General features: G+C 67.0%; 17 protein-coding genes. 11 read left to right on the top strand and 6 right to left on the bottom strand.

From position 1 onward, the window contains the following. Positions 1-116: 116 nt before the first annotated feature. From secD to EF834_RS09985, 5 genes are all read left to right on the top strand, one after another. Positions 117-1,832 carry a protein translocase subunit SecD gene (secD, locus tag EF834_RS10005; RefSeq protein WP_164874111.1) on the top strand — a complete coding sequence of 572 codons (1,716 nt, stop codon included), beginning with the start codon at positions 117-119 and terminating at the stop codon, positions 1,830-1,832. Further along, positions 1,829-3,040 (top strand): protein translocase subunit SecF, encoded by a 1,212-nt coding sequence (gene secF / locus EF834_RS10000; RefSeq protein ID WP_164874110.1) that lies wholly within the window; start codon positions 1,829-1,831, stop codon positions 3,038-3,040. Before secD ends, secF begins: the two co-directional genes overlap by 4 nt. Before the next feature lie 16 nt (positions 3,041-3,056). Continuing rightward, positions 3,057-4,796, top strand: coding sequence for an ABC transporter substrate-binding protein (locus tag EF834_RS09995; RefSeq protein ID WP_127947051.1), 1,740 nt, complete (start codon positions 3,057-3,059; stop codon positions 4,794-4,796). Positions 4,797-4,804: 8 nt separating this feature from the next. Next, complete coding sequence (locus tag EF834_RS09990; protein ID WP_127947337.1) at positions 4,805-5,371, top strand: adenine phosphoribosyltransferase; 567 nt, start codon at positions 4,805-4,807, stop codon at positions 5,369-5,371. An 85-nt stretch (positions 5,372-5,456) separates the two neighbouring features. Beyond that, positions 5,457-7,808 (top strand): RelA/SpoT family protein, encoded by a 2,352-nt coding sequence (locus EF834_RS09985; protein ID WP_127947050.1) that lies wholly within the window; start codon positions 5,457-5,459, stop codon positions 7,806-7,808. Positions 7,809-7,854: 46 nt separating this feature from the next. Here the strand turns inward: EF834_RS09985 and EF834_RS09980 are convergent, their stop codons facing one another. The 3 genes from EF834_RS09980 to EF834_RS09970 form a co-directional block, all read right to left on the bottom strand. Beyond that, positions 7,855-8,862, bottom strand: a complete 1,008-nt coding sequence (locus EF834_RS09980) for an NYN domain-containing protein (protein WP_127947049.1) — start codon at positions 8,860-8,862, stop codon at positions 7,855-7,857. Positions 8,863-9,049: 187 nt separating this feature from the next. Then, positions 9,050-9,847, bottom strand: a complete 798-nt coding sequence (locus EF834_RS09975) for a peptidylprolyl isomerase (protein ID WP_127947048.1) — start codon at positions 9,845-9,847, stop codon at positions 9,050-9,052. Next, positions 9,847-10,704, bottom strand: coding sequence for a peptidylprolyl isomerase (locus EF834_RS09970; RefSeq protein WP_127947047.1), 858 nt, complete (start codon positions 10,702-10,704; stop codon positions 9,847-9,849). Before EF834_RS09970 ends, EF834_RS09975 begins: the two co-directional genes overlap by 1 nt. 196 nt (positions 10,705-10,900) lie before the next feature. On the opposite strand from EF834_RS09970, the gene EF834_RS09965 reads away from it, so the two are divergent. The 4 genes from EF834_RS09965 (at position 10,901) to EF834_RS09950 (ending at position 16,214) form a co-directional block, all read left to right on the top strand. Continuing rightward, the gene (locus EF834_RS09965) at positions 10,901-11,578 is read left to right on the top strand and encodes an MBL fold metallo-hydrolase (RefSeq protein WP_127947046.1); all 678 of its coding nucleotides are present in this window, start codon (positions 10,901-10,903) and stop codon (positions 11,576-11,578) included. Between the two features lie 17 nt (positions 11,579-11,595). Beyond that, positions 11,596-12,876 (top strand): histidine--tRNA ligase, encoded by a 1,281-nt coding sequence (gene hisS, locus EF834_RS09960; protein ID WP_127947045.1) that lies wholly within the window; start codon positions 11,596-11,598, stop codon positions 12,874-12,876. Between the two features lie 67 nt (positions 12,877-12,943). Beyond that, complete coding sequence (locus EF834_RS09955) at positions 12,944-13,525, top strand: hypothetical protein (RefSeq protein ID WP_127947336.1); 582 nt, start codon at positions 12,944-12,946, stop codon at positions 13,523-13,525. Positions 13,526-13,610: 85 nt separating this feature from the next. Further along, complete coding sequence (locus EF834_RS09950; protein WP_127947044.1) at positions 13,611-16,214, top strand: helix-turn-helix transcriptional regulator; 2,604 nt, start codon at positions 13,611-13,613, stop codon at positions 16,212-16,214. A 51-nt stretch (positions 16,215-16,265) separates the two neighbouring features. Here the strand turns inward: EF834_RS09950 and EF834_RS09945 are convergent, their stop codons facing one another. The 3 genes from EF834_RS09945 to EF834_RS09935 all read right to left on the bottom strand — a co-directional run bounded on the left by EF834_RS09945 (position 16,266) and on the right by EF834_RS09935 (position 18,622). After that, on the bottom strand, positions 16,266-17,525 hold the full coding sequence (locus EF834_RS09945; protein WP_127947043.1) for a hypothetical protein: 1,260 nt from the start codon (positions 17,523-17,525) through the stop codon (positions 16,266-16,268). After that, a complete protein-coding gene (locus EF834_RS09940) occupies positions 17,522-17,854 on the bottom strand; it encodes an ESX-1 secretion-associated protein (RefSeq protein ID WP_127947042.1) in 333 nt (110 codons plus the stop codon). Before EF834_RS09940 ends, EF834_RS09945 begins: the two co-directional genes overlap by 4 nt. Positions 17,855-17,926: 72 nt before the next feature. Beyond that, positions 17,927-18,622, bottom strand: coding sequence for a TetR/AcrR family transcriptional regulator (locus EF834_RS09935; RefSeq protein WP_127947041.1), 696 nt, complete (start codon positions 18,620-18,622; stop codon positions 17,927-17,929). A 440-nt stretch (positions 18,623-19,062) separates the two neighbouring features. Here EF834_RS09935 and EF834_RS09930 point away from each other — a divergent pair, with 440 nt between their 5' ends. Continuing rightward, positions 19,063-19,713, top strand: coding sequence for a M23 family metallopeptidase (locus EF834_RS09930; protein WP_127947040.1), 651 nt, complete (start codon positions 19,063-19,065; stop codon positions 19,711-19,713). A 251-nt stretch (positions 19,714-19,964) separates the two neighbouring features. Further along, a complete protein-coding gene (locus tag EF834_RS09925; RefSeq protein WP_127947039.1) occupies positions 19,965-20,984 on the top strand; it encodes an Rv2578c family radical SAM protein in 1,020 nt (339 codons plus the stop codon). The last annotated feature ends 2 nt before the right edge of the window (positions 20,985-20,986 follow it).

Raw genomic sequence — 20,986 nt, 5'->3', positions numbered from 1 at the left:
ACCTGTCTCGACGAGGGCGCGTTCGCGCCTGGCTGGTTCGAGCGCCACCACCCTTCTGCGTCATCACCCTTTTGCGTCACCATCCGAACCGCACGTATCGAGGAGACAGACAAACCGTGGCACCTTCGACAGGATCGGTGCACCCAGTGCGCTCGCTCACCGTATTCGCGGTGATCGTCGCGACGCTGTATGCGCTGGTCTTCTTCACCGGCGACAAGTCCCCGACCCCGGAACTGGGGATCGATCTGCAGGGTGGGACTCGCGTCACCCTCACGGCTCGCACGCCGGACGGCAGTACGCCGAGCCAGGACAGCCTCCGTCAGGCCCAGCAGATCATCGAGTCCCGCGTCAACGGGCTCGGCGTATCCGGTTCGGAGGTCGTGGTCGACGGTGACAACCTCGTGATCACGGTTCCGGGTGAAGACAGCTCGCAGGCACGGTCATTGGGGCAGACGGCGCGGCTCTACATCCGGCCCGTCCTCGGTTCGCAAGCAGCGGCTGCTCCGGGGGCCCAGCAGGCGCCGGTGCAGAATCCCGCGACGCAGGCTCCGGTCCCGTCCGAGCCCGAGGCGACTCCCGCACCGCAGCAGCGCCCCTTCCCGGCGCAGAATCCCCCGGCTCCCACACCTGCTCCGGCACAGCCGTCCGAGGCGCCAGCGGCAGAGCCGTCCGAGGCGCCAGCGGCAGAGCCGTCCGAGGCGCCGGTGCCCGGATCTCCTGAGGCCGCGGCCGCCGAGATCGCGAAGGCCAAGGAAACCAGGCAGAGCGAGGACCCCGCAGTCCAGCAGCAGACGATGGCGACCCTCGACTGCTCTGCTCCAGATCCGCTGCAGGGTAACGACGACCCGAACCTGCCGCTCGTGGCTTGCTCGACCGATGGCACCGGGGTCTATTTGCTCGGCCCGAGCATCATCGACGGCCAGGAGATCTCGGATGCGAGCTCCTACTTCAACACCCAACAGTCCCGCTACGAGGTGAGCCTGAGCTTCAAGTCCGACGGCAGCTCCACCTGGGCGCAGTTCACCTCGACGAACATCGGCAACCAGGCTGCCTTCACTCTCGACTCCAAGGTCGTGAGCGCACCCGTCGTGCAGGGCGCGACTCCCGTGGGCAGTGCGACCTCCATCACCGGCCAGTTCTCGCAGAGCCAGGCTCAGGAACTCGCGAACACCCTCAAGTACGGTTCGCTGCCGTTGTCGTTCCAGGCGTCGGAGGCCGAGACCGTCTCGGCAACTCTCGGCCTGGCGTCGCTCGAGGCCGGCCTGATCGCGGGTGCCGTCGGCCTCGTTCTGGTTCTCATTTACTGCCTGATCTACTACCGCATGCTGGGTCTTCTCACCGCCTTGTCGCTGCTCAGTTCAGGCCTCGTCGTTTACGCGATTCTGGTTCTGCTCGGGCGCTACATCGGCTTCACCCTCGATCTCGCCGGCATCGCCGGTCTGATCATCGGTATCGGCATGACGGCGGACTCGTTCGTCGTGTTCTTCGAACGGATCAAGGACGAGATGCGTGAAGGCCGCAGCTTCCGCTCGGCCATTCCCCGTGGCTGGGCCCGCGCCCGTCGCACGATCCTCTCCGGCAACGCCGTCAGCTTCATCGCGGCCGCCGTGCTGTACACGCTGGCGATCGGGCAGGTCCGGGGCTTCGCCTTCACGCTGGGACTGACGACGATCCTCGATGTGGTCGTCGTGTTCCTGGTGACTTGGCCGCTGGTGTACATGGCATCGAAGTCCCGGTTCTGGTCCAAGCCGAGCGTCAACGGACTCGGCGCGGTCCAGGAGGTCGCCCGCGAACGCAAGATGGCCGCCGCAGCGGTCTCCGAGGAGGCATGAGCATGAGTGAGTCGAACACCTCCGCGGTGACCCAGGCAGAGGCCGTCACCGAAGTCGGCGAAGACCGAACGGCGCTGCCGCACCACAGCTGGCTGCAGCGCCTGTACACCGGAACCGGGGGCTTCGAGGTCGTCGGCCGACGCAGGTTCTACTACTTGCTGACCGGTTCGATCGTCGCGCTGTCGCTGCTGAGCATCCTTGTGCGGGGCTTCACGCTCGGCATCGAGTTCGAGGGCGGTACCCGAGTTCAGTTCCCGACTCCAGCGGACGTGAGCACCACGCAGGTCGAGAGGGTGTACTCCGACACCCTCGGCGAGAGTCCGGTATCGGTGCAGACGGTCGGCTCCGGATCGGGTTCGTCCATCGAGATCCGTTCCGAAGCGCTCGACGCCGGGCAGGTCGCCGCACTGCAGGACGCGCTGTTCGACGCCTTCCAGCCGCAGAACACCGACGGTGACGTGTCCAGGAACGCCATCAGCGTCGCCGATGTCAGCGAGACGTGGGGTGGTCAGATCACCGAGAAGGCACTCATCGCACTTGTGGTGTTCCTGGTGATCGTGAGCATCTATATCGCGATCCGGTTCGAGCGTGACATGGCGATAGCAGCAATCTGCGCGCTGTTCTTCGACATCCTCGTCACGGCCGGTGTGTACTCGCTGATCGGATTCGAGGTCACTCCGGCAACGGTGATCGGCCTTCTCACGATCCTCGGTTTCTCGCTGTACGACACGGTCGTCGTGTTCGACAAGGTCGAGGAGAACACGCGTGGAATCCTGCACCTGAACCGGCGTACCTTCGCCGAGCAGGCCAACCTCGCGGTGAACCAGACGTTGATGCGTTCGATCAACACCACCGTCATCTCGGTCCTGCCCGTCGTGGGTCTGATGGTGGTCGCGGTGTGGCTGCTCGGCGTCGGCACCCTCAAGGATCTTGCGCTGGTACTGCTCGTCGGCATCGTCGTCGGCGCCTACTCGTCGATCTTCTTCGCAACGCCGCTGCTGGTCTCGATCAAGGAGCGGTGGGGCCCGGTGGCGGCACACACCAAGAAGGTCCTCGCCAAGCGGGCCGATGCTGCGGCCGGCACTCAGCACGCCGCAGCCGGGCGCCCGGCGCCGCGCGTTCGCGCGGCCGCCGGCTCGGCGCCGCGGCCGGGGGCTCAGCCGGTGGGGAAGCGGCCGGTGGGGAAGCGCAGCAAGAAGAGGCACTGAAAGAGGCGCTGAACGAATGAATACCCCACGCCGATCCGGTCGCCGCGTGGCCAAGGCGATCGGTGCCATGACTGTCGCGGCTGCGGTGGGGGCGGGCGCCGTAGCCTGCGCCGGATCCGCCAACCAGGTGCCGTCCCTCGGGTACGCGATCGACAACGTCGTCACGACCTACAACGCCAACACAACGGAGGGGGCAGCAACCGGCGCGGCTGCGGCCTTCGGTCGGGTACTGACTGGGATGAACTACATCGGCCCGTCCGGGACACCCTTGACGGACACCGATTTCGGTTCCGCCAGCGTCGTCCCAGGCGACGCACTCACCGTCGAGTACCGGCTGAACCCGGCGTCGGTGTACTCCGACGGTGTTCCCGTCGTGTGCGACGACCTGGTCCTCGCCTGGGCGGCCGGCAGCGGGCGCTTCACGTGGCCGACGGAGAACGGGCCTGTGCCGATGTTCGACGCCGCGACCCGGGCCGGCTATGCGGATATCGACCGCGTCGACTGCGAGCCGGGTGCCAAGGATGCGACGGTGGTGTTCAAACCGGGCCGGTCCTTCCTCGACTGGCGCTCGTTGTTCGGTGCCACCGACCTGATGCCAGCCCACGTCGCCGCACAGGCGGCAGGCTTGCCGAACGTGGTCGGCGCGATCGTCTCGGGTGACAACGACGCGGTGGGACGAATCGCGGACTTCTGGAATACCGGCTGGCGGCTCGTCCCAGGCGAGCTGGACCTGACGAAACTGCCGTCGTCTGGCCCGTACCGGATCGACTCGTACACCGAGGACGGCGGGCTGGTGCTGGTCGAAAACGAGCGCTGGTGGGGGAACAAGCCCTCGACGTCCAGGATCGTGGTGTGGCCCAAGGGCTCGGACGTGCAAGCACGCATCGATGACGGTGATATCGACGTCGTCGACGTCGGTGCAGGTTCGATCGCCGGCCTGGACCTGGGCGATAGGTTCGATGTCGTTGATGAGCCTTCGCGCAACGTCGAGCAACTCGTGCTCGCGAACCATGGGACGTTCGGTGCCGTCGAAGCGCGTCGGGCGTTCGCCTTGTGCCTGCCCCGACAGCAGCTGTACGACGAGTTCGGACATCCCGGCTTCGAGGTGACGGGCGGCCTGGGCTCGGGCGTCGTCGACTCCCGGATCACCGCGCCCGACACGATGTTCTACCAGTCGGCGGTCGCGGCCGAGGGCGGCATCTACACCGACCCGGATATTCCCGGGGCAGAAGCGGCCCGGGAGTCGATCGAGCAGCCGAACCTGACGGTGCGCATCGGCTACCTCGGTCCCGACGAGCGGCGCGCTCAGACGGTCCGCGAGATCGCGGCATCGTGTGCGGGTGCGGGCATCAACGTCGTGGATGTCGCTTCACCGGAATTCCGGCCGAGCGCCCTCGGCGCCGGTCAGGCCGATGCCGTACTTGCCGGCACGGCCTCCGTTTCGGGGGCAGGCGGCTCGAGTGTGCCAACCGACGCGTCGTTCGCACTGCGGTCCGGCAACGGTGACAACTTCGGTGGTTTCTCGCACCAACGGTTCGACCAGATCGTCGACCAGCTCGCGGTCGACGGGTCGCTCGCGGCCCGGATGTCGTTGTTGGGCGAGGCCGAGGCGATCCTGTGGAACGAGATGCCGACGATACCGCTGTTCGACCAGCCTCGGACCACCGCGTATTCGAAGGGGACGAACGCGGTGGTGCCCAATCCGACGAGGTCCGGTGCGGGCTGGAACATGGACAAGTGGATACTTCTCAGGTGATTTCTCCGATGGATGCCCCCGAAGACGCGAACCCCACACGCGGCGACGCGCTCGAGCAGGCCGAGGGGGCGGTGTCCCGGCTGACCCGGTGGTGCGACGACTTTCCGACGCCGGGTGTCCGCTTCGCCGATCTCACCCCCGTCTTCGCGGACGGTCCCGGCTTTCGTGCGGTGATCGAGGGGCTGGCGGCGGTCGGAGTCGGTGCCGAGATCGTGGCCGGCGTCGATGCGCGCGGGTTCCTCCTTGGTGGCGGCGTCGCGATGGAACTCGGGTGCGGGGTGCTCGCCGTTCGCAAGGCCGGCAAGCTGCCCCCTCCGGTGCACTCGCAGAGCTACTTGCTCGAGTACGGCACGGGGACGCTCGAGATTCCGAGTGATGCGCCAGATCTCCGCGGGCGACGCGTCTTCGTGATCGACGACGTGCTCGCGACCGGCGGCACACTGCTCGCGGCCGCTGAGCTGCTCACCAGAGCGGGAGCGGAGGTCGTGGGTGTTGCCGTCGTTCTCGAGATCGAGGAGCTCGGTGGCCGGGCGCGCCTCGATCGATACCCGGTCACGTCGCTAATCCGGGTCTGAGGACTACAGTTGTGCCTGTTGGTGTACCAGCACTACCGGGTTCCGAGTAACCGTCCGCAACATCGGGGCAGGAGGTGACACAGGCATGACGCAGCATCTTGATGGGCCCCAGAACGATCTGGACCGGTCCCAGAGCAAGAGTGTGGTGAGTACCGGCGCGACGTCTCCCGCCGACAAGCCGGCGTCAGCGTCGACGTCGCGTCGTGTCCGGGCCCGCCTCGCCCGCCGGATCACCGGCCAGCGGAACGCCCCGATCAGGCCGGTGCTCGAACCGTTGGTCGCGGTGCACCGGGAGCTGTACCCCAAGGCAGACCTGTCGTTGCTGCAGCGTGCATACGACGTCGCCGAACAGCGGCACGCGATGCAGTACCGGAAGTCGGGCGACCCGTACATCACCCACCCGCTGGCGGTAGCAAACATTCTGGCCGAGCTGGGCATGGACACCACAACTTTGGTGGCTGCGCTGCTGCACGACACTGTCGAGGACACCGGCTACTCGCTCGAGGAGTTGACGGCGGAGTTCGGCGAGGAGGTCGCACACCTCGTCGACGGTGTCACCAAGCTCGACAAGGTGGTTCTCGGGTCCGCCGCCGAGGGCGAGACGATCCGCAAGATGATCATCGCGATGGCTCGCGATCCGCGCGTGCTGGTGATCAAGGTCGCGGACCGTCTGCACAACATGCGGACCATGCGATTCCTGCCGCCCGAGAAGCAGGCTCGCAAGGCCCGCGAGACACTGGAAGTGATCGCCCCGCTCGCGCATCGGCTCGGTATGGCGACCGTCAAGTGGGAGCTCGAAGACCTGTCGTTCGCGATTCTGCATCCCAAGAAGTACGAGGAGATCGTGCGGCTGGTTGCGGACCGGGCGCCCTCACGCGATACCTATTTGGCGAAGGTGCGGGCGGAGATCAACGCGATGCTGTCGGCGTCGCGGATCAACGCCAATGTTGAGGGCCGGCCCAAGCACTATTGGTCGATCTACCAGAAGATGATCGTCAAGGGCCGCGATTTCGACGACATCCACGACCTGGTCGGAGTGCGGATCCTGTGCGAAGAGATTCGTGACTGCTACGCGGCGGTGGGTGTCGTGCACTCGCTGTGGCAGCCGATGGCGGGCCGGTTCAAGGACTACATCGCACAGCCGCGGTTCGGTGTGTATCAGTCGCTGCACACCACCGTGATCGGACCGGAGGGCAAGCCCCTCGAGGTGCAGATTCGCACGCGGGACATGCACCGCACCGCGGAGTTCGGTATCGCCGCGCACTGGCGCTACAAGGAGACCAAGGGAAGGCACTCCGGAGACGCCGCCGAGGTCGACGACATGGCGTGGATGCGCCAGCTGCTCGACTGGCAGCGCGAGGCAGCCGACCCCGGAGAGTTCCTCGAGTCGCTGCGCTACGACCTCGCGGTCAAGGAGATCTTCGTCTTCACCCCGAAGGGCGACGTGATCACGCTGCCGTCCGGGTCGACGCCGGTCGACTTCGCGTACGCCGTCCACACCGAGGTGGGGCATCGCTGTATCGGTGCACGCGTCAACGGCCGTCTCGTCGCGCTCGAGCGCACGCTCGAGAACGGTGAAGTCGTCGAGGTCTTCACGTCCAAGGCCCCCAACGCCGGGCCGAGCCGGGACTGGCAGTCGTTCGTGGTGTCGCCGCGGGCCAAGACGAAGATCCGCCAGTGGTTTGCGAAGGAGCGTCGCGAAGAGGCACTCGAGGCCGGTAAGGACGCGATCGCAAAGGAGGTCCGTCGCGGCGGACTTCCGTTGCAGCGCTTGATGAATGCCGAGTCGATGTCGGCGATCGCGCACGAGTTGCGGTACGCAGACGTGTCGGCGCTGTACACGGCGGTGGGCGAGCACAACACATCGGCCCAGCACGTGGTGCAGCGTCTGGTTGCGCACCTCGGGGGCGTCGGTGCGGTCGAGGAGGAACTGGCCGAGCGGTCCACGCCGTCGACCATTCCCACCAGCCGCCCCGCCACGGGTGATGTGGGCGTTCTGGTGCCCGGCGCACCCGGGACGGTCGCCAAACTCGCGAAGTGTTGTACGCCGGTTCCCGGCGACGAGATCATGGGCTTCGTGACTCGTGGTGGTGCGGTGAGCGTGCACCGCACGGACTGCACCAACGCGACCTCACTTCGGCAGCAGTCGGAGCGGATCATCGACGTCGAGTGGGCGCCGTCCCCGTCGTCGCTGTTCCTCGTGGCGATCCAGATCGAGGCCCTCGACCGGCACCGTCTGCTCTCGGACGTGACGAAGGCGCTCGCGGACGAGAGGGTGAACATCCTGTCGGCCTCGGTGACCACGTCGGGTGACCGCGTCGCGATCAGCAAATTCACGTTCGAGATGGGCGATCCGAAGCACCTCGGTCACGTGCTCAACGTCGTGCGCAACGTCGAGGGCGTCTACGACGTCTATCGCGTCACGTCCGCGGCCTGAGCCCAGGCAGGGTACGGTCGCTACTCGTTGATCGAGTTGGCGTGGCTCAGGCCTCGTCGTGCTTTTCCCAGAAGCGTGAACGCAACCGGTACCGAACCCCCTCGTCCAAGTCGTAGTTCTGCATCACCACGGCGGCATCCAACAGAAGCGCGCGATCGATGTCGCGGGGAATCGAGGGCCTCGCGCGCTTCAGTTCCAGCTTGTCATCAGAGGTAGCGCTCTCCTTGAACGATGCGAGGACCCGCATCACGACCTCATCGATCAATCGATCCTGCTCGCCGTCGCCGTCGCCGTCGCCGTCGCCGTCGCCGTACCCAGGTAGCGCTCGGCCGGGAGATCCGGTCGAGGTGCTGTAGGCGAGCACACTTGCAGGGCGTGGCGCGGCTGGACCTTGGGGAATGGCGGCGAGGTCGAGAGGGGTCCGGACGACCGACCGAGCCACCGTGACGGTGGGCCGAGTCGGCGCAGCAGTCGGTTCTGGCGGGATCCGCTCAGGCAGGGGCTGGCGATCGACCTTCATCACTGCAGCATCGACCGCCGCGTCGTCAATGCTGTCGAGCTCGTCGGCGGCCCGGATCAGGTGCCGGCTCACGCCATGCGGTTTGCCGTCGACGGTTGGCACGGCGAGTAGCACGACCTGGACTCCGTGTACCTGAGCCTCTTCGACCGCTTCGGTGAGATCGTCGTCGCCCGACACGAGGAAGAACACATCGGATGCACCATTGCGTGCGTGGGCCACTAGGTCGAGGCCGATGCGGAGGTCGACTCCCTTCTGCTCGCCATTGACGCCGAACCGCCCGAGCCGGAGCTTGACTTTGGAGAGCTCGCCAATGCGCTCCTGCTGTGCATCGGGGACGCCGTTCTTGGCTGAGTCGTACCAGTGCACCCGGAGCAATGGCAGGCCCGACCGGGCCTCAGCGGCGGCCACGAGTGAGCTGATCAGCGGGGAGTATTCGACGTGGATCCCGCTGCGTAACGAGGTGCCGGTGACGCGGGTCGCAGCAGAAGCGAGCAGGTACCCGGTATCGATGTAGAGGGAGCAGGTCGACCGCATCCAGTCACTATGGCATGCGCGACCCGCAGCTTCGGGGATGCCTTGATCAATGCGGGGATTCGTTGTCGCCCGTGCCCTTTCGTCGGTGCCCTTTCGCTGATGTCCTTCCGCCGATGTCCCTGGCACGGCTGAAGGGGTCCCTCGAACGCGGAGAGCGTACGAGGGACCGCTTCGGAGGGACCTTGGGTCAGCCGACGGCCGCGGTCTCGATGGTCACCGGCGTATTGGGCGCGCCGCCGCCGGCGGCCATCGAGCCGTCGTCGCCGGCCTCTGCGATCTTCTCGATCGTGGCCAGGCCCTCCTCGGAGATCGTGCCGAATACCGTGTACTGGGGCGGCAGCAGGGAATCGGCGTAGACGAGGAAGAACTGGCTGCCGTTGGTGTTCGGCCCGGCGTTGGCCATCGCGATCGTGCCGCGTGGGTACACCAGCGGTTGCTGGGCAGCCGGGTCCGTCGGCGAGTAGAGGTTGGTCGGATACTCGTTGGCGTAGGCGTATCCGGGTCCGCCGGTACCCGTGCCGGACGGGTCCCCGCACTGGAGGATTTGCAGTCCAGGGTCGGTGGACAGGCGGTGGCAGGGCGTGTCGTCGAAGTATCCCTGCTCGGAGAGGCTGACGAAACTGTTGACGGTGCAGGGGGCGGCCGCGCGGTCGAGCGTCAGCCCGATCGGGCCCTCGTTCGTGGTGAGGGCAATGTCGATGGTGCCCTCGTCGGAGATCCCGCCGCTGTTCGGCGGCTGAACCGGCTTCGCGGGCGGGCCTGCAGCGGTGTCGTAGCTGCAATCGACCGACGGCACGGTCGGCGTCGGTACGGCGGGCAGCGAGCCGAACCGGGACATGTCGACCGACGGTGCGGCGGGGGTCGTCCACATGCTCGACGTGGTCGGCGAACTCGCAGCCTCGGACGAGTCGGCGTTGTCGTTCGAGCAGGCGGTCAGTGCGAGGGCGACGCCGAGTCCGGCCGCCACGAGTGCTGTGCGCTTCATCAGTCCAGCCTCACGCTCGTGATCTCGACGGGCAAGTTGGGCTTGCCGTCCCCGGTCGAATTCGATCCATCGTCTCCGGCAGCCGCGATCTTGTCGAGCGTCGCGAGTCCGGTCTCGTCGACGGTGCCGAACACCGTGTACTGCGGAGGCAGCGTCGAATCACCGTAGACGAGGAAGAACTGGCTGCCGTTGGTGTTCGGACCGGCGTTGGCCATCGCGACCGTGCCCCGAGGGTACGTCGCGGGCATCTGTACGTTGGGGTCGTCGACGGCGTACTGGTCGGTGGGGAACTCGTTGGCAAACTGGTAACCCGGTCCGCCCATGCCGGATCCGGTGGGGTCACCGCACTGCAGAACCTTCAGGGAATCATTGGTGGTGAGTCGATGGCACTCGGTGTCGTCGAAGTACCCCTGCTGCGCGAGGCTCACGAAGCTGTTCACGGTGCAAGGCGATTCGGCGTTGTCGAGGGTCAGTCCGATATTGCCCTGCGAGGTCTCCATGCTCGCGCTGACGGTGGTGACGGTGGTGTCGATGCCTTCGCTGCGAGGCGGCGTGTTCGGCTTGGCGGCGTCACCGGTCGTCGTGTATGTGCAGTTGACGAGGTTCGGCAGTGCCTCGGCGCGGGCAGTGGGAAGCGCGGCGGCAGTCGGCGTCTCGCCGGGGTTCTCGGTCGCACCCCCCTTGTCCTGTTCCGAGAGCACCACGACGACCGCTCCGACCGCGACGACGACGATGACGCCGACGATGGACCCGACGATCGCCAACTGCTTGCGCTTGCGTGCGCGTGCGGCGCGCCGTTCGAGCTGGCGTTCCAGCTTCCGTTTCGCCGCCTCCCGGCGCTGCTGATTGCTCGGCACTGCAGTCGTCCTCCCGTACGTCTGGTTCGGTTTGTTTCCGTGATCTCGCGTAATCGGACGCGTGGCGTCCGCCACTGTCCGTGAGCCCGACAAAGTCTGCCACTCCAACCTGAGAAGATGCTTCAGGGGCGAACGCCTAGGCTGTATTCGATTCGTTTCGGTCCCGAGATCGACCCGTACCCTAGGAGCTGACAACGTGCTCGTCACCGGATTCCCGGCCGGAATGTTCCAGACCAACTGCTACATCCTCGCGCACGACGACGCGAAGGAGTGCGTCGTCGTCGACCCGGGGCAGGACGCTGTCGAGCCGTTGGCGCAGTTCCTGTCCCAGTCGGACCTCGAACCCAAGGCAGTCCTGCTCACGCACGGTCACCTGGATCACACGTGGTCGGTGTCGCCGGTGTGTGAGCGCTACGGGATCCCGGCATACATTCACCCCGAGGACCGCTACATGCTCACCGACCCCGGTCGTGGCATCGGTCCGACGATGAACCAGTTCATTGCCGGGATCGAGTTCCGTGAGCCGGCCGAGGTGATCGATCTGGGTGACAGCACCGAGTTCTCCACGGCCGGTATCGATTTCGTCGTCGACCACACGCCGGGTCACACGCAGGGTTCCGTGGTGCTGCGAACCGAGATCGCCACCGAGGACGGTCCGTTGCAGATCGCGCTCACCGGCGACACCTTGTTCCAGGGGTCGATCGGCCGTAGCGACCTGCCCGGTGGCAACCACGAGCAGTTGCTGCGGTCGATCGCGCGGAAGCTCCTCGTCCTCGACGACACGACCGCGATCCTGCCCGGGCACGGCGGTGCGAGTTCGATCGGCCAAGAGCGCGCCACCAATCCGTTCCTCGTTGGACTGACCGCCTCCTAGTAAGGAAAACTGAGCCAGTGAGTAAGCCAGGCGTCAGCACCTTCTCGGCCCCGAAGGGCATTCCCGACTACGTGCCGCCGCAGTCTGCGGAGTTCGTCGCGGTCCGCGACGGGCTGATCCGCGCTGCCGCACTGGCCGGATACGGGCACATCGAGCTACCGATCTTCGAGGACACGGGCCTCTTCGCGCGCGGTGTCGGTGAGTCGACCGACGTCGTCTCGAAAGAGATGTACTCGTTCGCAGACCGCGGCGACCGCTCGGTGACGCTCCGTCCCGAGGGCACTGCGGGCGTAATGCGGGCCGTGATCGAGCACGGCCTCGACCGCGGCCAGCTACCGGTGAAGTTGAGCTACGCCGGCCCGTTCTTCCGGTACGAGCGTCCCCAGGCGGGCCGCTACCGGCAGCTGCAGCAGGTCGGTGTGGAGGCAATCGGTGTCGACGATCCGGCACTCGACGCCGAGGTGATAGCGATCGCCGACGCCGGATTCCGCGGGCTCGGGCTCGACGGGTTCCGTCTCGAGATCACCTCACTCGGTGACGACACGTGCCGTCCCCAGTACCGGGAACGACTGCAGGAGTTCTTGTTCGGGCTCGATCTCGACGAGGTGACTCGTCGCCGCGCCGAGATCAATCCGCTGCGCGTGCTCGACGACAAGCGCAAGGACGTCCGCGAGATGACGGCGGACGCGCCGCTGATGCTCGACTACCTGTCGGACAGCGCGAAGGCACACTTCGATCAAGTGCTGGCGCACCTCGATGCGCTCGGGGTCCCCTACGTGATCAACCCGCGTATGGTCCGAGGTCTGGATTACTACACCAAGACGACGTTCGAGTTCGTGCACGACGGCCTGGGCGCGCAGTCCGGTATCGGCGGGGGCGGACGATACGACGGCCTGATGGCCGATCTGGGTGGCCAGCCACTGTCGGGCATCGGGTTCGGTCTCGGCGTGGACCGGACGGTCCTGGCCCTCGCGGCTGAAGGCAAGTCCGCGGGAAACCCTGCGCGTTGTGAGGTGTTCGGCGTTCCGCTCGGTGATGCCGCCAAGGCACGGATGGTGACGATCGCGCAGGAGTTGCGGACAGCGGGGATCCGGGTCGACATGGTCTACGGCGCCCGGGGCATCAAAGGCTCGATGAAGGCCGCCGATCGCTCGGGTGCACGCTTCGCGCTCGTGCTCGGCGACCAGGATCTCGAGGCCGGCACCATCGGCGTGAAGAACCTCGGGACCGGTGAGCAGGTCTCGGTGCCGTTGGAGGACGTCGTCGCGCAAACAGGGCTACTCCTTGGCGGGGCCTGACTTGCCGGGTTCGGATGCCGGGGGCCGGGACCGGGAAGAGTACTCCCTCGACCTCATCCCGGCGTCGATGCTCGTCCCGCGCATGCGGCGGGTCGCGGTGGTCGCGATCCTGATCGGCCTCGTGGTGGGCGGTGTCGTCGCGGCCTTCGCTGGGGTACCGGTCGCTCTCGCGGTCGGTCTGGTGATTGCCCTGCCCACCTCGGTGTCGGCATGGCTGGCAACACGCCGTCGGATCTGGTTGGACGGAACCGTGCTTCATGCCTCCAACGGTCTGCGTCACCGTCGTGTGCAGCTGTCGCGTGCGGTGACAGTCGAGTTCGTTGTGCGGTCGACGCGAATCAGTCAGGTAGCGATCCGGCTGGGCGACGGTCGAGCCACTCAGACCGTGCCGCTCGCGTTGTATGCCGCCGGCGGAGGACGCGAACTCGACGTGCTGGGGTTACGCAAGCTCGCCGACGCACTCTCGGCCAGTGAGCTTGTCCCCGCCGCCGCGGCCGCGTCGGTGCTGATCGAGCAGTTGCGAGCCGAGGCTCGCGGAGCGGGCTTGGAGGAACGTCCGCTGTACCGGGCTGTGGCACTGATTCGTGACGCCGGACGTACCCCGCAGACCACGCTCACGGATCAGGAAGTGGCCTCGCTCGCGGACTGACACGGACTGACCGTGCGGTAACTCCCTGGTTGCGTGTTCGGTCGATCACTACGCACTGTCGCCACAGAGGATTATCGTTCGAAGCATGGTCGGTCTCTGGCCCGTCCTGGATCGCAGAGCCGCTTTCCGGGACGCAGAGGAACTGCTCCGCGACGGCAAGTCCTGCGGGGTGGTCCTGGTTGGTTCCGCAGGAGTCGGGAAGACGACCATGGCTCGCGAATTGGTCGGCTCGTTGACCGGTGACGCGCGCTGGATAGTCGGAACCGAATCGACGCAGAACATTCCCCTCGGTGCCTTTGCGCCGCACCTCGCGCGGACGACGTCACGTGACCCCGTCGTCGCGCTCCGCGCGGTGCGAGATGTGCTCGCCGACGACGGCCTCGCTCCAGACGGCGGGGTGGGCATCGTCGGGGTCGACGATGCCCACCTGCTTGACGAGTTCTCCGCGGGGCTGGTCCACCAGTTGGCGGTCGGCCGCGATGCGCGGCTGGTGGTGACGGTCCGCAGCGGAGCAGCCGTGCCGGGGGCCATCGAGGCGCTCTGGAAGGACGGCCTGCTCACACCGTTCGTCGTGCAGCCGTTCACGCGCGAGGAGATGGACGAAGAGCTGGCCGCCGTGCTCGGGGCACCGGTCGAACGGTTCAGCGCCGACGCGATCTGGGAGGAGTCGGAGGGAAATCCGCTTTTCCTGCGTCATCTCGTCGAAAGCGCCCTCGATGGTGGGACGCTCCGCAAGTCCGGTGGGGTGTGGCAGCTGCGGGGCCGACCGGGTATCTCTCCGGCACTCGCGTCGCTGCTCGAGTCGCGTTTCGCGCGCACCCCGCAAGATGCGCTCGACGTCGTCGACTATCTCGCCTTCTGTGAGCCACTCGAGCTGGAGGTACTCAGCGAGCTGGTCAGTCGGCGGTCCATCGAGGAGGCCGAGCGGATGGACCTCGTGAGGGTGCGCGACGTGGGTCACTCCCACGTCGTGCGGCTCGCGCACCCGCTGTTCGGCGAGGTGATCCGCGACCGTACCGGGTTGCTCGCCTCGCAACGCATCAAGCGGCGCCTCGTCGAGGTGCTGCGGGTGTCGCCCGACCCCGGTGTCGTGACTTCGATGCGGATCGCCGAGTTGGCGATGGAATCGGGCGTCGAACCCGACTGCGACCTGTTGGTCCGGGGCGCCGAGGACGCCATTGCGATGTGCAGCCTCGAGCAGGGTGCCCGCTTGGCGGCTGCCGCGGTACGGCTCGGTGCCGGGTTCGACGCGTCGTTCGCGCTGGGGCGGGCCCTGATGTGGCAGGGGATGGGCGTCGAGGCCGAGGCGGTGTTCGCCGCGGTCGACCCGAATGACCTGTGCGAGTACGACGTGGCACGGTGGTTGCTGACGCGAGTGGCCAACCTCTATCTCGAGGCGGGGCGCCCCCGCGACGCCGTCGCGCTGTTCGAACGCGAGCGCGGGCGGATCACCGATCCGGTGCTTCGAGTGTCGGTGGTTGCGCTCGACGCTGTCCTGCACCTGTACGACCGCCGCCTTGACGGGGCGATCGCTCTCGCGCGGGAGGTCGGCGCCGCTCCCGAGGCGCACCCGTGGGCCCGTTCGAGTGCCGTTTTCGCCGGTGTCGCCGCGCTCACCGTGTCCGGGCGAGGCTTCGAGGTAGGCGCGCTCGCCGCCTCGGCTTGGGAAGCGATCTCGCACGGCGACGGCCTGCTGCGCTTCCACATCGGATACTTCGAGGTGCAGGCCCTCACGGTCGTCGGACGGCTCTCCGCAGCGCAGGCCACCGCGGCCCGCTACCGCGACCTCGCGGCCGGCCAACCCAACAGCGCGGCGCTGGCCGACGTGGCCTCCGGAATCGTGGAGTTGATGGGTGGCCGCCTCAACGACGCTGCCGCACACCTGACGGAGGCGTTGGCCGTCCTCGACCGCGAGACACGGTCGGAGTGGGTGCTGCTCGCAGCCGTCAGTCTGTGCCAGGTGCGAGCCGCGCAGGGCCGGCCCGATGATGCCGCTACCGCCCTGGCGATTGCGGAACGGCATTCGGGACCAGAACTGGCGTTTTTCGATCCCCTCATCGATATCGCTCGTGCCTGGGTGGTGGGAGCTTCCGGGGAGGTGTCCGCGGCGGCGCAGGCGGCGCGGCGAGGCGCCGAGCTGGCGGCGGCGTCCGGTCAGTTCGCGGTCGAAGCCATCGCGCTCGACGTCGCGACGACGTTCGGTGACTACTCGACCACCGAACGGCTCCGCGACCTCGAGTCACTCGTCGACGGCCCGTTCGCAAAAGTTGCGAGCGCACGGGCGCGGGCCCTGATGAAGGCAGACGGCCCGGTCCTGGACGGGCTGGCGGCCGAGTTCGAACGGGTCGGAGCGCTCATCGCGGCCGCCGACACCTATGCGCAGGCGGCAACCGCGTACTCGCGGTCGAACGATCGGCGGGGCGAACTCACCGCGGCAGCGAGGGCGCATTGGCTCGCCTCCCGCTGTGATGGTGCCACCACACCGGCTCTCGCGAAGGCCGCCCGCCCGCTTCCGTTGACCGATCGTGAACGCGAGATCGCTGTGCTGGTGGGCCGAGGGCTGTCGAACAAGGACATCGCTCGCCGGCTGGTTCTGTCGGTGCGAACGGTCGAGGGACACATCTACCGCGCATGCGAGAAGCTCTCGCTCAGCCACCGAAGCGAACTTGCGAAACTCGTTCAGGTGTGAGAATCGTTCAGGTGTGAGGCACCCCAGTCGGTGCGGACATCCGAGATGCCCTCAGCGCAGGTTGTCGAAGTCGATATCGTCCGGACCGATGTCCCCGATTACGGCGGGAGCCACGAGCGGCAGGTCGCCGACGACTTCGTGGCTCGGTCCGGTGTCCAGCAGCACCTTCGCACCGCTGCGATCGACGGAGTCGTCGTAGCCGTGTCGAGCGGCCGGTGGCATCATCCCGGCGTTGGCCGGAGCGCCTGGCACGGTGCTCGGTATGCCCGGTCCCGTTGTGGCCGTGACCGGTCGGGTCGGCGTCCCCGCTGCGGGGGCTCCTGCCGACAATTGGGCAGCCGAGGCGCCGCGCTCGGCGGAGCCCGCCGTGAGTCCGGTGCCGGAGTTCGCAGTCAGCGACGCCGACAGATCTCCGCCGGCGGCTGCAGTGAAACCGGCCGCAACGGTCTGTGCGGGCGTGCCATCTGCACGGGTCGTGCCCACGGACTCGAGTAGGGAGGCTGCAATCGCGATCGGTGACGGGCCTCCGCTGTTCGCCAGTCCTGGCGCCGGGGTCGGTGCGGCGGGCACCGGTATCGGCGTACCCAGCGCGGCCATTGCGGCCTGGTGCTGGGCGAGTTCCGCCCTGGTTTTCGCCACCACGGACAGGGCGCGCTGCAAGTGGTCCGCGGCGGCGGCGATGATCATCGTCTGACCGGGAGGCGTCAGCACCACCGGTCCGGCGGCGACGACCGTCGCGACGAACGATTCGACGACGGCCACGAGTTCGGCGTTGCCGCGGGACACGGTGCTCACCGCTTCCTGGGTGACCGCAGCGATCTCGTTGCCGCGTCGGCTCAGTTCCTCGCCGGCAGCCTGGGTCTGCTGTCCCTGCGTCTGCGCAGCGAGAGCGGCGGGGCCGTCCCAGGCGCTGTCGAGGGCCCGCAACCCGGAGATACCCATCGACAGGGCAGTGTCGATGATCGAGGACGACTGCTGCAAGAAGGCTGTCGGATCGACACCTCCGATCGCGCCGGTACCGAACGCACCCGCGAGGTTGGAGATTGGCTCCAGCAACTGCTCGATTCCGGGCAGCGGTGGTAGCGGTGGCAACGTCGGAAGCGGTGGCAGCGTCGGAAGCGGTGGCAGCGCATTCGCCGCGATGTCGGTGAACGGCGTGTCCAGCAGGGGCCCGAGTGGCGACGCCTCCAGCGCCTCCATCGGGGTACGGGGGACCGGCATGTCCAGGATCGGTCCGACAGGCGAACCCTGCAGCAAATCCAGCACCGTCGGCTGGTCGCCCTCTGGCGAATTCGCGTCCGGCATCGTCATGCGTTCTCCCCCAGAGCAGTTTGTGCGGCACCGAGCACGGTGCTGATGTTCCGGTCCGCAGAGTCGTATGCGGCGGCGATGGCATGCGCGACCGATCCGGTCCCGGCATACGAGTGCGCGAGCGCGGCAACCGATCCCGCATGGGTCGCCTGTGTCGTGGCGTACGTCGCGAGGAAGTCGGCGCCGATCACGCCGAACACCGGTGCCAGTGCCGCGACGTTGGCCGCGACGTCCAGCCCTTCCGTCGCGGCGATGTGAGCGGCCGCTCCCGCCGCAATGTCGCCGTATGCGCGAATCTCATCGGGCGCAGCCCTGAATCCGTCCAACATGACCCCCAGTAAGTTGAATTCGGGTGCCCGAATCTGAGCACACTCTAACCAATACGTGGTGGGCGCCCCACCTCACGGGCCGGGCTGTGGACAACTCTCGGCCAGCTGATCGAGCAGAACGACCGCGCTGTGCGCAATCGGCTCGGTCGGACCGGACCATCCGAGGGTGCGCAGGGCGGCGGCAGCGATTGTGTGCGGTGTGAGCGCGAACGCCCGGGGGCTGATCGCGTCCGAGCGCGCACCGATCATCGCCTCGACCAGTCGGAACGGTAACTCGGGAGTACCTGGACCACAGTCGCTCCCCCCGTTCGCCCTCAGGGCGTCGACGGCGAACGAGGAATAGCGAACCATGAGTTCGTTGCGCAGCCTCCGGAAGTCGGCGAAGCGATCGGTGGAAACCTCCGGCAGCAGATACAGGGCACCGAGGTTCCAGCGCGACGCCGCGAGCTGGCTCGCGTCGAACAGCGCGAGGGCGTACATGCGGACCATCGGGTCCTCACAGTTGATCCGGATCTGCTCGGCGCGCTCGACGGGTCCCGCCACGGTCCCGAGCAGAAGCGTCGCGAGGATGTCGTCCTTCGTGGCGAAGTGGTGGTACATCGATGCCTGCCGGATGCCTACGGCGTCGGCGATCATCCGCGTCGAGGTGCCGGTGAACCCCCGTGTAGTGAACAGTTCGGCCGCCGCGTCCAGGATTTCCTCACGTGCGGTCGCTCCAGGCCGCCTGCGCGTCGACAGTCGCGGTCGGCCAACACCCGTCGCCGTCATGCCCCCATCCTTACAGGAATGTGCCACCGCACAGGAGTGCCACGGCGTGTGGCACGAGCGCTGTCCGGCCGTGTGAGTTGCGGGTATCGGCTCGCAACAGGTGACAGCCAAGCCGACGAGGGCCGGATAACCGGGCGAATGGTACCGATGTGGGCGTAATCAGTACCAACCGGTCGCTGAGCGCTCTCGACGGTGTTACGGTTCGCCGCACGGACACAGCCAGGACTGGTGCGCGGGGGCGCCATAAACCGAGAGTTCGACCCGCGCGATGCGTTTGATACCCATCGGGTCCGCCCGGCGGGTGCAGGTACCGACCGGGGAGGCGGTTCTCTTGCGGCGGTAACAGATTGCGCCAGGTCTTCTTCGGATACAGCTCGTCGTCCTGTGCTGCCACCGATCGAGTTAGGACTGGGATCCGACGTTCGAGAGGGGATGTGGGGATGGGTAGTACGAAGCAACGGTCGCGGTATCAGCGGTCGATCGCGGGCGTGCTTGCGGCGGCTGGGTTGACGGCGGGGCTGGCAGTCGTCTCGGGTCCGACCGCGTCGGCGCAACCTGCCTTGCCGATCGGGTTGGGAGAGGTGGCGCAATACCTCGACACCGCAGCGTCGGCCTTGGACAGCTTTGCGGGAGCGGTGCAGAGTCTCAGGACCGGTTCGGATGGGGGATTTGATCTCGGCAGTCTCGGCAGTCTTGGCAGCCTCGGAAGTCTCGGTGGCGCGGCACGTCCGGCTTCCGGCCCGATCTCCCAGCAGTACGGTGGCGCCCACCGGGGGATCGACATCGCGGCACCGATGGGAGCACCGATCCTCGCCGCCGCCAGCGGCACCGTCATCGATTCCGGTCCAGCCTCGGGTTTCGGTCTGTGGATACGTATCCGCCACGACGACGGCAGCGTCACTACCTACGGCCACCAGGACGTCAACCTCGTCTCGGTGGGGCAGCGTGTGTTCGCCGGCCAGCGCATCGCCAACGTCGGCAGCCGTGGCAACTCGACGGGCCCGCACCTGCACTTCGAGGCCGATCTTCCCGGTGGCGTGAAGATCAACCCCATTCTTTGGCTGGCCACGCGCGGAGTGTTCATGTTCTGAGGCGCACGTACGGTCCCGCGCGAACAGCCCCACATCGAGCAGTTCACCGAGATAGCCGCTCGGCGTCTCGGTGTGGGAGTTGTTCCGGCCGTGGCAGACCGGTTCCCGACTGGGATCGTCGAATCTGACGGACGTCGTGATCCGGTTTGTCTCGAACGGGTGATCGGTCAGTAGTCCCTCACGGTCCTCACAGTAGGCGTCGACCCACTGCAGTGTTGACATGAAATTCGCACGCGTGTTCGACTTGAATCATGAGGTGGCAGGGTCAGGCGCTCGATGCGAAGGACGACGCTCTCCCGGGACTGGAACGGGCCGGGTTGATGCGCAGCGTCCGGACTCCGGAGTTCGACGGGATCACGTTCCACGAGGTCCTGTGCAAGAGTGCGTTGAACAAGGTGCCCGAGGGTTCGGCGCTGCCGTTCCGGTTTACCATCAACACCTTTCGTGGTTGCACGCACGCATGTCGGTACTGTTTCGCGAGGCCGACGCACGAGTACCTGGATCTGGATTCCGGACGGGACTTCGACAGCCAGATCGTCGTGAAGATGAACGTCGCGGCGGTGTTGCGGAAGGAGCTTGCCCGACGATCGTGGAAGCGGGAGAACGTCGCGCTCGGCACCAACACCGACCCGTACCAGCGGGCCGAGGGCCGCTACCGTTTGATGCCGGCGATCATCGGGGCACTCGCGGAATCACGCACCCCTTTCTCGATCCTGACGAAAGGGACTTTGCTGCAACGAGATCTGTCGCTGTTACGTCAGGCGTCGGAGCAAGTCCGCGTGGGCATCGGCGTGTCGCTGGCCATCCATGACCACGATCTGCAGACGGCGATCGAGCCGGGTACCCCGTCCCCTCGGGCGCGTCTGGAACTGATCCGCGAGGTCACCGATGCTGGGCTGCCGTGCAACGTCATGGTTGCGCCGGTGCTCCCGTACCTGACCGACTCGACGGCGCACCTCGATGGTCTACTGTCCGCGATTTCGGAGGCGGGCGCTACGGGAGTGACGATCTTTCCGCTGCACCTACGCGGCAGCACTCGTGGCTGGTTCCTCAGCTGGCTCGGATCCGAGCACCCCGCTCTGGTGCGCCGATATCGCAGGTTGTACGGGCGAGGCGCCTATGTCACCCCCGAGTACAAGGCCTGGCTGCGGGCGCGTGTGGAACCGATGGTCGAGTACTACGGGCTGGGGGGACGATCCGAGCTCGGGGACTCGGTGGCGCGCAGCGATCCGGGCCCCGTCGAGAAGGAGCCGGTGCCGACACTGTTCTGACT

This window comes from Rhodococcus spongiicola (assembly GCF_004011835.1).
GTDB classification, from domain to species: Bacteria; Actinomycetota; Actinomycetes; order Mycobacteriales; family Mycobacteriaceae; genus Prescottella; species Prescottella spongiicola.
This window is presented reverse-complemented; position numbering and strand designations above follow the sequence as displayed.